The sequence below is a fragment of the Streptomyces sp. SS8 genome (genome assembly GCF_054072955.1).
Genome location: NZ_JBSVCZ010000014.1, coordinates 114,619 through 128,968, shown reverse-complemented (window position 1 = coordinate 128,968; position 14,350 = coordinate 114,619). Strand labels below are relative to the sequence as shown.

Annotated in this window: 11 protein-coding genes; 3 read left to right on the top strand and 8 right to left on the bottom strand. The window is 75.4% G+C overall.

Going from position 1 to position 14,350, the window contains the following annotated elements; genetic code table 11:
- Positions 1-77: 77 nt before the first annotated feature.
- Together ACW69E_RS15780 and ACW69E_RS15775 are read left to right on the top strand one after the other, a co-directional pair.
- Positions 78-359 carry a heavy-metal-associated domain-containing protein gene (locus ACW69E_RS15780; protein WP_457498910.1) on the top strand — a complete coding sequence of 94 codons (282 nt, stop codon included), beginning with the start codon at positions 78-80 and terminating at the stop codon, positions 357-359.
- 197 nt (positions 360-556) lie between these two features.
- A complete protein-coding gene (locus tag ACW69E_RS15775; protein WP_457498876.1) occupies positions 557-2,821 on the top strand; it encodes a heavy metal translocating P-type ATPase in 2,265 nt (754 codons plus the stop codon).
- 148 nt (positions 2,822-2,969) lie between these two features.
- On the opposite strand, the gene ACW69E_RS15770 is transcribed toward ACW69E_RS15775, so the two are convergent.
- From ACW69E_RS15770 to ACW69E_RS15735, 8 genes are all read right to left on the bottom strand, one after another.
- Entirely contained in the window at positions 2,970-3,179 is a 210-nt protein-coding gene (locus ACW69E_RS15770; protein ID WP_457498875.1) for a Trm112 family protein, read from the bottom strand.
- Complete coding sequence (locus ACW69E_RS15765) at positions 3,166-4,137, bottom strand: hypothetical protein (RefSeq protein ID WP_457498874.1); 972 nt, start codon at positions 4,135-4,137, stop codon at positions 3,166-3,168. Before ACW69E_RS15765 ends, ACW69E_RS15770 begins: the two co-directional genes overlap by 14 nt.
- Before the next feature lie 4 nt (positions 4,138-4,141).
- The gene (locus ACW69E_RS15760) at positions 4,142-4,879 is read right to left on the bottom strand and encodes a class I SAM-dependent methyltransferase (protein ID WP_457498873.1); all 738 of its coding nucleotides are present in this window, start codon (positions 4,877-4,879) and stop codon (positions 4,142-4,144) included.
- Positions 4,876-6,282, bottom strand: coding sequence for a condensation protein (locus ACW69E_RS15755; protein WP_457498872.1), 1,407 nt, complete (start codon positions 6,280-6,282; stop codon positions 4,876-4,878). Before ACW69E_RS15755 ends, ACW69E_RS15760 begins: the two co-directional genes overlap by 4 nt.
- Positions 6,279-10,700, bottom strand: a complete 4,422-nt coding sequence (locus ACW69E_RS15750; protein ID WP_457498871.1) for an alpha-(1->3)-arabinofuranosyltransferase domain-containing protein — start codon at positions 10,698-10,700, stop codon at positions 6,279-6,281. The genes ACW69E_RS15755 and ACW69E_RS15750 overlap by 4 nt, the downstream gene beginning before the upstream one ends.
- Positions 10,697-11,422, bottom strand: a complete 726-nt coding sequence (locus ACW69E_RS15745; protein WP_457498909.1) for a class I SAM-dependent methyltransferase — start codon at positions 11,420-11,422, stop codon at positions 10,697-10,699. Before ACW69E_RS15745 ends, ACW69E_RS15750 begins: the two co-directional genes overlap by 4 nt.
- An 11-nt stretch (positions 11,423-11,433) precedes the next feature.
- Positions 11,434-12,639, bottom strand: coding sequence for a glycosyltransferase family 4 protein (locus tag ACW69E_RS15740; RefSeq protein WP_457498870.1), 1,206 nt, complete (start codon positions 12,637-12,639; stop codon positions 11,434-11,436).
- Between the two features lie 179 nt (positions 12,640-12,818).
- Positions 12,819-13,790 (bottom strand): DUF3068 domain-containing protein, encoded by a 972-nt coding sequence (locus ACW69E_RS15735; protein WP_457498869.1) that lies wholly within the window; start codon positions 13,788-13,790, stop codon positions 12,819-12,821.
- Between the two features lie 260 nt (positions 13,791-14,050).
- Between ACW69E_RS15735 and ACW69E_RS15730 the strand changes: the two genes are divergently transcribed.
- A complete protein-coding gene (locus tag ACW69E_RS15730) occupies positions 14,051-14,245 on the top strand; it encodes a hypothetical protein (RefSeq protein WP_457498868.1) in 195 nt (64 codons plus the stop codon).
- Positions 14,246-14,350 lie beyond the last annotated feature (105 nt).

The following is a 14,350-nucleotide window of genomic DNA, read 5'->3' as shown; positions in this document are numbered from 1 at the left end:
CATAGGGGAGGGGGGTATACATGACGACACCAGAAATACCCCCCTGGGGTATGAACGAGATCTCCCGGAGGAACACCATGTCGTCCTGCTGCACCCCCGACGGAAGCTGCTCGACCGGCACCACCCAGACCGCCACCGCCGAGGGCACCACCACGGTCTACGCGGTCTCCGGCATGACCTGCGGTCACTGCAAGGCCACCCTGACCAAGGTCATCGGCGAACTCGACGGCGTACTGGACGTCGAGGTCGACGTCGCGGCCGGCCGGGTCACCGTCAACACCGTCGGCGCGCCCGACGACGCCCGGATCGCCGAGGTCGTCGACGAGGCCGGATACGAGCTCACCGGCCGGGCCGCCTGACCCGCGCCTCCGTTCGCCTCCCCGTGCCGGGCCCCCTGTCCGGCGGGCCCGGCACCCGCCCCTCCCGTCCGGCGAGGACGGGGAACGCGTCCGCGGCCGGCGGAACCACCGGCCGCGGGCTCCCGGCCGAGCCGCCCGGCCTCTCTTCCGCCCCGCACCACACCAAAGCACCTGTCACTTCTGTCCGAGGAGCAGTGATGACCACCACCGTCAGCGAAGCAGCTGAGGTCGAACTCGCCATCGGCGGCATGACCTGCGCCTCCTGCGCCGCCCGCATCGAGAAGAAGCTCAACCGCATGGACGGTGTGAGCGCCACCGTCAACTACGCCACCGAGAAGGCCAAGGTCTCCTTCGGCGAGGGCGTCGGTGTGGAGGACCTGGTCGCCACCGTCGAGGCCACCGGCTACACCGCCACGCCCCCCGCCCCCGAGCGCGGGAGGGACGGCGGCGGCTCCGGCGAGGCCGCTCCCGCCGCGGACGAGGGGGACGAGCTGCGGCCGCTGCGGCAGCGCCTGGCCACCGCCGTGATCCTGGCCGTGCCCGTCATCGCGCTGGCCATGGTCCCGGCCTGGCAGTTCACCTACTGGCAGTGGCTGTCGCTGACCCTGGCCGCCCCGGTGATCACCTATGCCGCCTGGCCCTTCCACAAGGCGGCCTTCACCAACGCCCGGCACGGCGCGGCCACCATGGACACCCTGATCTCGGTGGGCACCTCGGCCGCCTTCGTCTGGTCCCTGTGGGCGCTGTTCTTCGGCACCGCCGGAACACCCGGCATGACCCACCCCTTCGAGCTGACCATCGCCCGGACCGACGGCGCCGCCAACATCTACCTGGAAGCCGCCGCGGGGGTGACCGCCTTCATCCTGGCCGGCCGCTACTTCGAGGCCCGCTCCAAGCGCAAGGCCGGCGCCGCCCTGCGCGCCCTGCTGGAGCTGGGCGCCAAGGAGGTCACCGTCCTGCGCGGCGGCCGCGAGGTGCGCGTCCCCGTCACCGAACTGGCCGTCGGGGACCGGTTCCTGGTCCGTCCCGGCGAGAAAATCGCCACCGACGGCACCGTGGTCGAGGGCTCCTCGGCCGTGGACGCCTCGATGCTGACCGGCGAGTCCGTCCCCGTCGAGGTCGGCGTGGGCGACGCGGTCACCGGCGCCACCCTCAACGCCGGCGGCCGGCTGGTCGTCGAGGCCACCCGCGTCGGCTCCGACACCCAGCTCGCCCGGATGGCCAAGCTGGTCGAGGACGCACAGAACGGCAAGGCCGCCGCCCAGCGGCTGGCCGACCGCATCTCCGCCGTCTTCGTCCCCGTCGTCATCACTCTCGCCCTGGGCACCCTGGGCTTCTGGCTCGGCAACGGGGCGGGCTGGACCGCGGCCTTCACCGCGGCCGTCGCCGTCCTGATCATCGCCTGCCCCTGCGCCCTGGGCCTGGCCACCCCCACCGCCCTGATGGTCGGCACCGGACGCGGCGCCCAGCTCGGCATCCTCATCAAGGGCCCCGAGGTCCTGGAGACCACCCGGCGCGTGGACACCGTCGTCCTGGACAAGACCGGCACCGTCACCACCGGGAAGATGACCCTCCTGACCGTCCACACCGCCGAGGGCGAGGACGAGGACGAGGTGCTGCGCCTGGCCGGCGCCCTGGAGCACTCCTCAGAACACCCCATCGCCCGGGCGATCGCGGCCGGCGCCGCCGAGCGCGTCGGCACCCTGCCCGCTCCCGAGGACTTCGCGAACGTCCCCGGTCTCGGCGTCCAGGGCGTCGTCGACGGTCACGCCGTCCTCGTCGGCCGCACCCGGCTCCTGGACCAGTGGGCCATCGACCTGCCCGCCGACCTCGCCCGCGCACGGAACGACGCCGAGGCCTCCGGCCGCACCGCCATCGCCGTCGCCTGGGACGGAGCCGCCCGCGCCGTCCTGGAGGTGGCCGACGCCGTCAAGCCCACCAGCGCCGAGGCCATCACCCGGCTGCGCGCCCTCGGCCTCACCCCCGTCCTGCTCACCGGCGACAACCGGGCGGTGGCCGACGCCGTCGCCCGCGAGGTCGGCATCGACGAGGTGATCGCCGAGGTCATGCCCCAGGACAAGGTCGACACCGTCAAGCGCCTCCAGGACCAGGGCCGCTCCGTGGCCATGGTCGGCGACGGCGTCAACGACGCGGCCGCCCTGGCCCAGGCCGACCTCGGCCTGGCCATGGGCACCGGCACCGACGCCGCCATCGAGGCCGGCGACCTCACCCTCGTCCGCGGCGACCTGCGCGCCGCCGCCGACGCCATCCGCCTGGCCCGCAAGACCCTGGCCACCATCAAGTCCAACCTGTTCTGGGCCTTCGCCTACAACGTCGCCGCCCTGCCGCTGGCCGCGGCCGGACTGCTCAACCCGATGATCGCGGGAGCGGCGATGGCCTTCTCCTCGGTCTTCGTCGTCACCAACAGCCTGCGGCTGCGCCGCTTCCGCGCCCAGAGCTGACCACCGCGTCCGCAGATCACAGAGACCGCACCACCTTCGGGGGCCGGGGCACACCGCCCCGGCCCCCTTCTCCACTCCCACGCCCCTTACCGCCGGATTTCCGTGAGAAGAGGCGACGGTGACCGGGCGCGGCCCCCGGCCGCACCGCTCACCTCGCGGGCGGCCTGCGCAGCTCCTCGTGCTCCTCCCGCCCCACTGCCTCGCCGGAGGACGGGAGCAGCTGCGGGACGCCGTCCACGATCGGGTAGCGGCGGCGCAGCCGCGGGTTGTAGAGCGCCTCCCCGGACTCCGACAGCGTCAGCGGCCCCTTGTCGATCGGGCAGGCGAGGATCCTCAGAAGCGGGTCATCGGGCTTCACGGTGTGTCTCCTTCTCGTACGGGGCGCCACCCGGCCGGTGGCGCCCGGCGGCCCGGCGGGCCTGCGGCCGCGCGTCCGGCCGGAGGGGGTCGTGGCGCGGCAGCGTCAGCAGGACGCACATCGCCAGCGCCGTACCGCCCAGCCGCAGCACCAGCCTCAGCGGATCCTCCGGCAACGGTTCGCCGAAGGCGTACGTCCCCGTCGCCACGGCGAACAAGCAGGTCACCGTGGTGCACACGGGAACGATCAAGGACGCGCGGCAGTGCTGCAGCGCCGTCTGCGACAGCACCAGGCCGGCGATCCCGGTGAAGGCCAGCAGGTAGGGGTAGGGGGAGGCGAGCAGGCCGAGCACCATCGCGGCGATGTCCGAGGTGGTGAGCAGACCGGACACGCCCTTGATGGCGAGCGAGCTGACGCCGTACAGCAGCCCGACCGCGATGCCGTAGGAGATCCCGCTGGTGGGCTGCCGGTGGCGGCGCCGGGCCCGGCGCTCGGCCGCCCCGTACAGCCACAGGCCGGCCGCCAGCGACGGCACGCACAGGGCGAGCAGCGTGCCGGGGGGCGCGCTGTGTCCGACCGTCTCCGCGCCGCCGTGCAGGGAGGCGACCACCATCAGCAGCGCCAGCCCGATGACGGCGACGCCTCGCCGCTCCCGCCCGCTGGACCGCTCGCCGAGCACGGCGGAGGACAGCAGGAGCAGCAGCACCAGGCCGGAGAGGAAGATGCCCTGCGCGGCGGCCATCGGCAGGGTGCGGTAGACCACCAGCTGGGCGGCGAAGCCCAGCGCGAGCGCCAGCGAACCGCCGATCCACAGCGGACTGCCCATCAGCAGCCGCACCACCCGCGCCGGGCGTCCGGCGCTCAGCGGCGGCAGGCCCGCCAGCGCCCGTTTCTCCAGCACGAAGCCGGTGGAGTACAGCACGTTGGCCAGCAGCGCGGCGGCCACCCCCCACACCACGGCCCTACACCCGCCTGGCGTGCAGGAGCAGGATCGAGGCCGCGGACGGCACCAGGCAGGCCGCCCGGTCCAGGGCTCGCAGCGGCCGGGGCACCCCGTGGAAGGGCGCTCCCGCCAGCCGTACGGTCTCGAATCCGGACGCGGCGGCGAAGCCGCGCAGCGCCCGGGCCGTGAACAGACGCAGATGGCCCACCACCTCGCGGCCGGGCCGCCCGTGTACCCGGCGCAGGCTCACCTCGGAGAACACCGGCTGCACACCGGCCGGCAGCAGCACTCGGTTGTACCAGGCCGCGAGGTTGGGCGTGGACAGCAGCAGGTGCCCGCCGGGCCTGAGCACCCGGCGCAGCTCCTCCATCGCGGCGTCCGGATCGACCAGATGCTCCACCACCTCGCCGAAGAGCACCGCGTCGGCGCTCCCGTCCGCGAAGGGAAGCCCGCCGTCGGTGAGTTCGCCCCGTACGACGGCGGGGATGCGGGACGCGGCGCGGCGCAGCGCGCCCTGCGACCAGTCGACGCCGACGATCCGGTGCCCGGCCAGCTCCCGTGCCGCCACGGCCGCGGCCGAGCCGTCCCCGCAGCCGACGTCCAGCACCGTGGCCGGGGGGTCGCCGGGCCGTACGGGACCGAGGGCGGCGGCCAGCATCCGTGCCTGGCGCAGGCTCCGCTCGTGGCCGGAGGCGACGGGGACGGCCGGGTTCTCGTAGAAGTCCCGCAACCCGGCCGGCCGTACGGTGGCGGTCATGCGGCGGCCTCGGGCGCCGTGGTCGCCGCGGCCAGCGACTGCGCGAAGAAGCGGCCGAGGAGGACCCCCGCCTCGTCGTCCAGGAGCGCGCGCCTCCAGCGCATCGCCAGGTGGAGGCGGTCCCCGACGGCCGCCGTCGACAGGCTCAGGCCGCGCGGCATCCGGGCCGGCCCGGAGAACCACACGGCCCGCGCCCGGCCCGCGTCGCCGAAGTCGAGCGGGTACGGGACGCGCCCGATGTTGCTCAGCAGGACCGTCGAGGTCCAGGGGGCCGCGACCGCCCGCAGCCCGCGCGCCAGTGCGCCCCGGACGCCGGCCGGCAGCACGGGCGCGGTCAGCAGTGCCGCGCCCCGGCCCAGCGGCGGTCCCGGCGGCGCGGCCTTCAGCGCGCGGGTGCGTCCGGCCGTCAGGCGCAGCAGCCGGGCGACCGCTTCCGGGTCCGGGCGGTCGGCGGCCAGCAGCCGCTCGTCGCCCCGGGAGCCGGGTGACATCCTCACCTCCAGCAGACGGGTGCCGTTGCCGATCGGCATGTCCGCACCGCGCGGGCGGTCGTCGGCGGGCATGGTGACCAGCACCGGGCCGAGGGGGCCGCCGTGCAGCCGGTTCCAGCGCGCCACCGTCAGGGCCATAGCCACCAGGAGCTGGTCGTTGACGGTGTACGGGGCCGCGCCGTCCGGGCCGCGGGGCGGGCGTGGGGGCAGCGGCAGGTCGGTGACGAGCATGCCGTCGCCGGCCGTCGGCGCTCCCGTGGACCTGTCGGCCGCCAGGCGCACCGGCCGCACCGGCCGCACCGGCAGTGTCGGCAGTGCCGCCCGGCCGCGCGGGGCCGGGCGTGGGGAGGCGCCCGCGGTGCGGGCGTCCGGGGCCCGGTTCCGGGGCGGCGCCGGGGCGTTGTCGGCGCCGCCGTACACCTGCGCCGCCGTGGCCAGGATCCGCAGGGCGGCCGGGCCGTCCAGCGCGGTGTGGTGGAGCGTCAGCACCAGCACGCACCCCCCGCCGTCCGGGCCCGGGACCACGGCCTCCAGCCTCATCGGCGGGGACGCGGACAGCGGCGGGCAGGCGCCGAGCACGCGGGCGCGGGCCAGGGCGAGAGCGCCGGGGCCGGGCGGGGGGAAGCTCACCGGGTCGGTGTCCGGGCCTTCGGTGAGCTCCCACTCGTACCGCCACCGGAACCGGGTGCCCGGCCTCTCGCGCACCAGGGCCCGCGGGTGCCGTCGCAGCGCCTGCGCGAAGGCGTGCCGCAGCCGCTCGGGGTCCGGCCGCCCGGGCAGGTGCACCTCGATGTGGACGCTTTCGGGTTCCTCCTCCCGCAGGCAGTGCCGGGAGATCTCGTCCACCGCGCCGAACGGGATCCGCCGCACGGGCGCGCCCGCCGCCCGCCGGGGCGGCCGGAGCCTGGTCATGGGCGCCCCTCCTCCTGGCCGGGGGGCGGGCCGGGACGCCCGCCCGGGCCGGAGGTCGTCGCCGGGGCGGCCGGCCCGGCTGTCCCCGCCGTCCCTGCGGGGGTGCCCCACCGCGCTCCCCCATCACCGCGGGCGGCGGCCGCTCCGTCCTGGGCGGGCAGGGGCCGCGTGTCCGGGGAGCCGTCGCCGTGGCGGTGCTTCGCCCGTCCCCGGCCCTCTACCGTGACCAGTGCCGCGGACAGCGCGATCAGCGCGAGTGCCTGCGCGGGGGCGCCGAACGCGCCCTCGCCCCCGGCGGCCGGCAGGCCCGCGCCCGTCGCCGCGAGGACCCCCGCGACCGCCATCGCGGCCACCGCGACCGGTACGAGCGCGCCCGGACGCAGCCGGGCCAGGAGCGCCAGCACCGGTACGGCCAGCGCGAGCGGGCCCGCGGCCACGGCCACGACCGCCGTCAGGGCGACCACGCCGATCAGCCGTCCCGGCGGCGGGACCGGGCCCGGGACCGCCGCCGTCTCCTCCCCGGGGGCCGTGCGCCGTACCCGGAGCAGGGCCAGTGCGGCCACCGCCGCCACGCCCGCGGCACCCCCCGCCAGTCCGGCCCGGTAGAGCCCCTCCGGTTCGTACTCCATGCGCACCGTGCCGCCCTCGCCGGCGGGGACCAGCCACGCCTGCTGCCAGCCGTCGATCCGCAGCGGCCGGAGCTCCTCGCCGTTCAGCGTGGCCTTCCAGCCGTCGTTGGCGTTCTCGTGGGTCTGGAGGTAGGAGGCCTCGCCCGCGCCGACGGCGACCTCGCGGCGGTCGCCGTCCCACCGGCGCACCTCGACCGCGCGGGTGCCGGATTCGGCCGGCTCCGGCCCGCCGCTCGCCAGCGTCACGTCCGTGATCGCCAGGGGACCCGCGGCGCCCGCCTCCACTCGGTGCCGGCCCGCCGCCAGACGGAGGCTGCCGTCGGCGGCCTCGTCCGCGCACAGCTCGACCTTCACCGGCCGGCGCTCGGTCAGGTCGCGCACCAGACCGGACGCCCCGGTCGCGTGCAGTGTGCCGTCGACCGCCAGGGGCGGGCCCTGGCCGCAGGGCAGGGTGAAGCGCCGGTCCGGGTCCGGTGGCGGCACCCGGAGGTCCTCGAGCGCGGGGATGTGCACCTCGCTCAGGCCCACGGGCAGTTGCAGCCGCGCGTCGGCGACCGGGTTGTGGACGGTCATCGGCGCGGCCCTGCTGACGGTGATGTCCAGCCGGTCGGTGCGGATGGGCTCGAAGCGGGCCCATCCGTTCTTGTCGACCTCGGCCGTCGCGGCTCCGTCCGGGGAGCTGATCAGGATCTCCTCGGGGCGTGTGGAGACGCCGCCGGCGGCGGCGAGGACGATCTCGCCGATCTCCCTCTTCCCCGGCCAGCGCAGATGGACCACGGGCCGGTCGCCGGCGATCCAGGCCGTGGTGAGATCGCCGTCCACCAGATTGCGCGCGCTCAGGTTCCGGCCCAGCCCGCTGGTGGAGTCGGCCGTAGCCGTGATCTTCCCGCGCTGCCCGGGGGCGACGCGGTCCAGCAGCCGGTCCAGCTCCTCGCCGGGGACGGCCAGCGCCCGCGCCGAGATGTCGTACGTGCCGCTCCCGCGCGTGCGGAACTGCCGGTGCAGTCCGTTCTCCGCCGTGGCCGGGGAGAGGCCGCCGGGGTCCGCGGCGCGGTGCAGTGAGTAGATCCGGGCGCCGGCCGGGCCGTCCTCGGCGTCGCGCGGCAGTTCCAGCAGCCGTGTGACCTGGACGCCGGGGACGGACACCTCGAAGAAGCCGGCCCCCGACAGTCCGGGCCGCGCCTGCTGCGAGTCGAGGATGGTGATCTTCAGCCAGTCCGCCCTGCCCTCGGGGGCCTTGACGGTCTGCGGGGTGCCGTCGGGCCGCAGCGGGCTGTCGGCCGTGCCCCGGTCGGTCTCCACGCGCACCTCGGTGGGCGCGGCGCGCGTTCCGTCGCCGGGCAGCGGTGTCACCGTGATCGAGGAGGGCAGGCGCACCGGCCGGTCGAACCCGACGCGCAGCCACTGGCCGGCGGGCTGTCCGGGGCTGCCCTCGGCCCACGCCGTTCCGGGGTCGCCGTCGAAGGCGTTCACCGGATCGTACTGCGGCAGGTGGAACAGCCAGTTGCCGCTGCTGGAGGCCGTCACCGAGCGCGCCCCGCGCAGCACCGCCGTCGTCTGGTGCTCCACCCCCTGGACCGGCAGGATCTGCTTCGGCTCCTCGCCCGGGTTCTGCGTGCTTCCGGGGTGGTTCCGCTCGTCGGCGGTGTAGGTGTGGGAGGTGTTGGTGTTGACCAGCCCGAACCGGGTGTCGGCGCGGCGCAGTCCGTCCGCGACCGCCCGCAGCGGCGGTGCCCCGGCGCCGGGGCTGGGGTCTCCGGTCAGCACGGCGGGCCGGTCCCTCAGCGTCGGGTCCGCGCCGGACAGCTGGAGCAGCGCCTCGGGGCCGCCGCTGATCTCGGCGGTGCCGGAGACGGGTTTGAGCGCGACGCGGCCGGGGGGCGGGGCGTCGCCGGCCGGCTCGTAGATCTCCACGGCCCGCTGCCGGGGGTACAGGCCCTGCACCTGCAGGGGGGTGTCCTCGGGGATCCGGCCGCCGGTCAGCAGCGGTCCGAACGCCACGACCCTGCGGTAACCGGAGGATTCCAGGGTCCTTCTGACGGTCTGCGGGGGGACGTAGCCGATCTGGTCCGGGTCGAGGTCGTTGCGTACGACGACGTTGTGGATGCCGGCGCGCGCCAGGAAGTCGCGCAGCCCCGGGACCTCGCCGCCGCTCATCAGGGCCTGCTCCACCGCGTCCATGGCGCGGCGCAGGCCCGGTGTGCCGAAGGGCACGAAGTCGCGCTGCGCCCAGGGGGACTTCGCCAGCACGTCCAGGGGCTGGTCGATGGGCGAGCCCCAGGTGTAGACGCCGTGGGCGGTGGCGGGGACGACCAGGGCGCGGTCCTCGGGCGCGTTCCGCTCCAGCCAGTCGGCCGTCCGGCTCCAGTGGCCGGGCAGCTCGGTGAAGCCGCCCGGCTGGAGGATCGCGCCGTTGACGTACGGCCAGGCCAGTCCGGGCAGGACCAGCAGCGCAGCGAGGGCGGGGACCAGGCGTGCGGGTACCGGGCGTGCGGGCGCCGGCCGCCCGGACGGCCGGGGGCGGGCGGCGAGCCGCCGGGCGGCCGCGGCCGTCAGATGGGCCAGGCCCAGCGCGAGGGCGAGGGCGAGCCCGGGCTGGAACTTGTAGATGTTCCGGAACGGCTTGACGGGTCCGTTCAGCCAGCTCTGGACGGTCTCGTGGAAGGGTCCGCCGAGCGGGCCGCCGTATCCGGCCAGGGTGACGAGCGCGACCGCCAGCACGGTCAGCACCAGCCAGCGCCGCTCCGGCATGTCGCGCCGCGCCAGGCCGCCCAGTCCCAGGGCCGCCGCGAACGCCGAGCACACCACGGTGACGGCCGCGGCGGCCACCGTCCACCCGGCGGGCAGCCAGGCCTCGCCGAAGTTGAGGTAGCCGACCCAGTTGCCCGCTCCGCGCAGCAGTTCGGTCGCGGACATGGTGGCGGTGGTGGTGTCCGCCTGCTCGACGTACGGCATGAAGTCCTCGCCGTACGCGCCCATCAGCAGCAGCGGCACCGTCCACCAGGTGGTGGCCAGCACCACGCACGGCGCCCACCAGGCGATCAGTGTCCACTTGCGGCGCCGCCGGGCGTGCCCGCGCCCGGGCCGGCTGAGCAGGTACAGCCCGACGGGCAGCAGCGAGGCGAGCACCGAGGCGGCGTTCACCCCTCCCATGAACGGCACCAGCAGCGCCGAGCGGGCCGCGGCGGCCCGCGCGCTCAGGGCGGGCGAGAGCAGCGGCAGCAGCACCCAGGGCAGCACCGCGCCGGGCAGCGCGGCGGCCGAGGTGGAGCCGACGACGACGGTGAACGTGGGCCACAGCGCGTACGTGACCGCGCCCAGCAGCCGGGTCGGCGCGGTGCCCGCGCCCAGCCGTTCGGCCAGCCGCAGCGCGCCCCAGAAGGCCGTGGTCACGATGAGCGACAGCCACAGGCGCTCGGCGAGCCACACGGGGACGCGGGCGAGGTCCATCAGTGCGTAGTACGGCAGCGAGGGAAAGGCGTAGCCGATGTACTGGTTGAAGATGCCGCCGAAGCCCGCCTGTGAGTGCCACAGGTCGCCGAGGCCGGCGATGAACCCCCGCGGGTCGAGCGGCACGCCGAGCTTGGTCTCGAAGGTCACCTTCCCCGGCGAGGGGGCCAGGAAGGCCAGGAAGGCGGCGGCCCAGAAGGCCAGGAGGGTGCGGCGGCCTCGGGGGGCCTCGGCCCGGGGGGCGCCGCCGGCCGGCCGCGCGGGTCCGGCGGAACCCGGGTGCCCGGGTTCCGCCGGGGAGCCGGCCCGCACCGGCGCCGATGTCGTCGTTCCGCTCATGAGCACCGCCGGAGGATGAGGAGGAGGTTCCAGGTGACGATCTCCCGCAGCCCCGGGATCCGTGTGACGGCGGAGGCGAGGAACGGCCAGTAGCGGGAGCGCACCGCTACCACGGTCACGTCCTGGCGTCCGCGCACATGGCGCAGCACGGGGCCGATGTGGATCGCGAAGAGGTTCTCGCCGAGGGTGTGCTTGGCGGGGCGGCCGGTCCGCCGCCGGTAGCGCTCGCGCGCCCGCCGCGCGCCCAGGTAGTGCCAGGGCGCGGTCTCGTGCCCGCCCCACGGGGAGAGCCAGTTGGTGTACGACACGTAGATCAGGCCGCCGGGGCGGGTCACCCGCACCAGCTCGCTGAGGAAAGTCCGCGGATCGGCCACATGCTCCAGGACGTTGGAGGAGAAGCTGATGTCCGCGGCGCCGTCCGCGAGCGGCAGCAGATAGCCGTCGGCGAGCACCGCGCCCCTGGGCGGCCCTCCCCGGGCGCACAGTTCACGGCGGTCGGGTTCGAAGAGGTAGGCGTGCGCGCCTCTGCGCCGGAACTCCTCCGTGAAGTGGCCGCGGCCGCCGCCGACGTCCGCGACCACGCTGCCGGACAGCGGCGCGTACCGCTCCAGTTGGTCGGCGGAGTCCCGGGCCAGGAGGGTGTAGCACCGCTCGGGGTCGGTCTGCTCCCGCATGAACGCGCGGAACAGCGTCAGGGAGCGGCGCACGGACGGGTCCTTCAGCGGGGTGTGCGTCATGCGCGGCGCCCTCCGTCCCGGGCTCCGCCGCCGTACTCCCCGTACACCTCGGCGGCCACGGCGCGGAACCGGCGGACGGTCTCGTCCCAGGTGAAGCCGGCTGCGCGGCGCGCGGCGGCGCGCCCCATCGCCTCCCGCCGCCCGTCGCCGAGCGCGAGCGTGCACCAGGCGGAGGCGAACGCGCTCTCCCCGCGCGCCAGCAGGCCGGTGACGCCGTCGCGCACGGAGTCGCGCAGCCCCGGTATGTCGAAGCCGACGGCCGGGGTGCCGCGGGCGGCGGCCTCGGTGACGACCAGCCCCCACCCCTCGACGAGCGAGGGATGGAGCAGCAGCCACGCCTGGCACAGCAGCCGGTGCTTGTCCTCCTCCGTCACGCGCCCGGCGAACACCACGTCCGGCCCGGCCATGGCCTCCAGGCGCTGCCGCTCGGGGCCGTCGCCGACGACGACCAGCCGTCCGCCGGTGACCGGGCGGACCCGCTCCCACAGCCGCAGCAGCAGATCGATCCGTTTGTACTCCACCAGCCTTCCCATGGCCAGGAAGAGGGGCTCCCGGCTCTTGGGCACCAGTGGTCCGGGCCGCTCGACGCCGTTGTGGACGATCCTGATCCGGTCCTCCTCCACCCCGATGCGGGTGAGGGCGGCGGCGGTCGACTCGGACACGGCGACCATCAGGTTGCCGCGGTGGACGCCGGCGAGCGTCCACCGTTCGAGGCTGCGGCCGACTCCCGCGGCGGGGGCGGGGTAGCGCATCCGCCACAGGTCGGTGTGGACGTGGTTGACCAGGCACAGCGTGGGGCCGCGGTGCCACAGGGGCGCGAGGTAGGGCATGCCGTTGCACACCTCCACGAGCAGGTCGCAGTCGCCCACCTGCCGGGCGAACGCCCGTCCGGCGCGCAGGAAGTGCCCGATGTCCCCGCCCGCCGACACCACGCGGTAGTCGCGGTGGGCGGCCGGGCCGCCGCACAGCAGCGTGACCTGGTGACCGGCCTCGGTGAGTCCCTGGGCGATGCGGTCGACCAGGAGTTCCGAGCCTCCCGCGGCGCTGTTGCCGAGGTCGCGGCGGGCGAGGAAGGCGATCCGGCGGGGCTGCGGAGCGGGCTCCGCCGGCCGCGGCGAGGACGGGACCGGCGCCGGGACCGGTGGGTGGGCGGGGAAGGCTGTTCCCGAGGCGGGCGCCAGGGGAGGGACGTGCTGGGGCATGGGAGCTCCAACTCGTGTCTGGAACACACTGATGAGGGTGAGCCGCCCGGTGTGGCGACCTGATACGCGCGAGCGGGGGGTGCGCGTGGTGCCGTCAGTTTTCCGGCCCCGTGTTCGCTTCTCTACTCACCGGATGACAAATGCGGGGCCCTGGGAGGCCGTCCCTTCATCACTTCGTTCTAGAGACCCCGGCCGGCCCCGTCCCGCGCGGTGTGCCGCTTGGCTCTCCGTCCCACCGGCAGCGCCGCAACGGCGAGCAGTGTTCCGGCCAGTGCGGCGCCCGCCGGGGCGGTCTCGCCGAGCATCCGCAGACGGCGGTTGTCGGACTCGGCCAGCCGTACCGCCTGGCGCCGGGTGGCCTCGGAGAACCTCAGGCGGTCGCTCCGCAGCAGAACGGCCTCGTCGCGTTCGCCCCCGGGCGCGCGCAGCGTCATCCGGGGGGCGAGGCTCACGTCGAGGAGCCTTCCGGTGCGCGGGTCGACGACCAGCTCGATACGGTCGTTGGCGTACCACTCCTCGGCGAGCACCTGGCCCTGCCCGGGGCGGTCGACCAGCCTTCCCGGCACCTGCCGGGTGCCGGTCCTCACCGGCCGCACGGTGCCGGTGAAGCGGTAGCCCCGGTGGCCGAACACATCCCGCGTGCCGGCGAAGCGGAGCGGGACGGCGCCGCCGAGCGTGCTGTCCCACCAGCGGTGGGTCCGCTTCCGCACGTCGAAGGGGAACTTCAGGTACGCGTCGCCGTCGAAGGCCGGCGTCTCCTCGCAGCAGTGCACCGGCAGGTTGGTGCGGCGGTCGGTGACCCAGCGCTCCGTGGTCCACTTCAGCGATCTGCGGGGGTCCCCCAGGGACAGCGTCCTCGGCGTGTCGATGGTGGTGGACACGTCCCACACGGCCCTGCCGCTGCGCTCGCTGTCGGCGACGTCGCCCAGCACCCGGCGGGTGACGGTGATCTCCTGGTCCTCGACGGTGGTGACGGAGTCGGTGTCGAAGTAGCTGCCGCGGCCGGTCAGCACCGTGGTCATGTTCACATCGGTCGGGGTGCGTTTCGCGCGTGGTTCGACGTACCAGGCGAGCATCGGCGCGAGGACGAGCAGGAAGACGCCCGCGCCCAGGAGGGCGAGGGCCGGGCGTGAGCGGCTGTGACGGAGCATGGGAACTCCCGACGAGGGGTGAGGACGGAAGGCCGGGCCGCGCGGACGTGCCGGACCGGGCCGAGGCAGGACGACGAGCACCGGGCGAGAGGCGTATCAGCGGTGCGAAGGCGCCGCGGTCGAAAGCGTGGTGCGCCTGGGCCAGGGAACGTAGAGCGCCGTCTTGACGGGTGTCAACACCCTTCCCATACTGAGCGGTAACCGGGCGGGGCCGGTGTGCGTCGGATGTCGTCTCTCATCTGCGAAAGAGGCAGCCGCCCATGCCCAGGTTCCTTCCCGCCCTGCTGACCTGCGTTTTCGCCGCCGCACTGGCCGTCGGAACGGCCTTCGGGATCGTCGCCGCCCTGGACGGCACGCCCGAGCAGCCCAATGTGCCGCTGGTGTCCTTCCCCGAGGAGGCCGCCTCCCCCTCCCCGCCCGCCTCGCCCTCGCCCGGTGCCGGGGAGCGGGACTGAGCGGTGCGGCCGCCAGCTCTCGCCTCACCGCGAGGAACGCCCCGCCGCCGAGGCTCTCCGGCCGTGGTCCGGCCCGGAGAGCCCGCACGGTCTCAGGTCACAGCC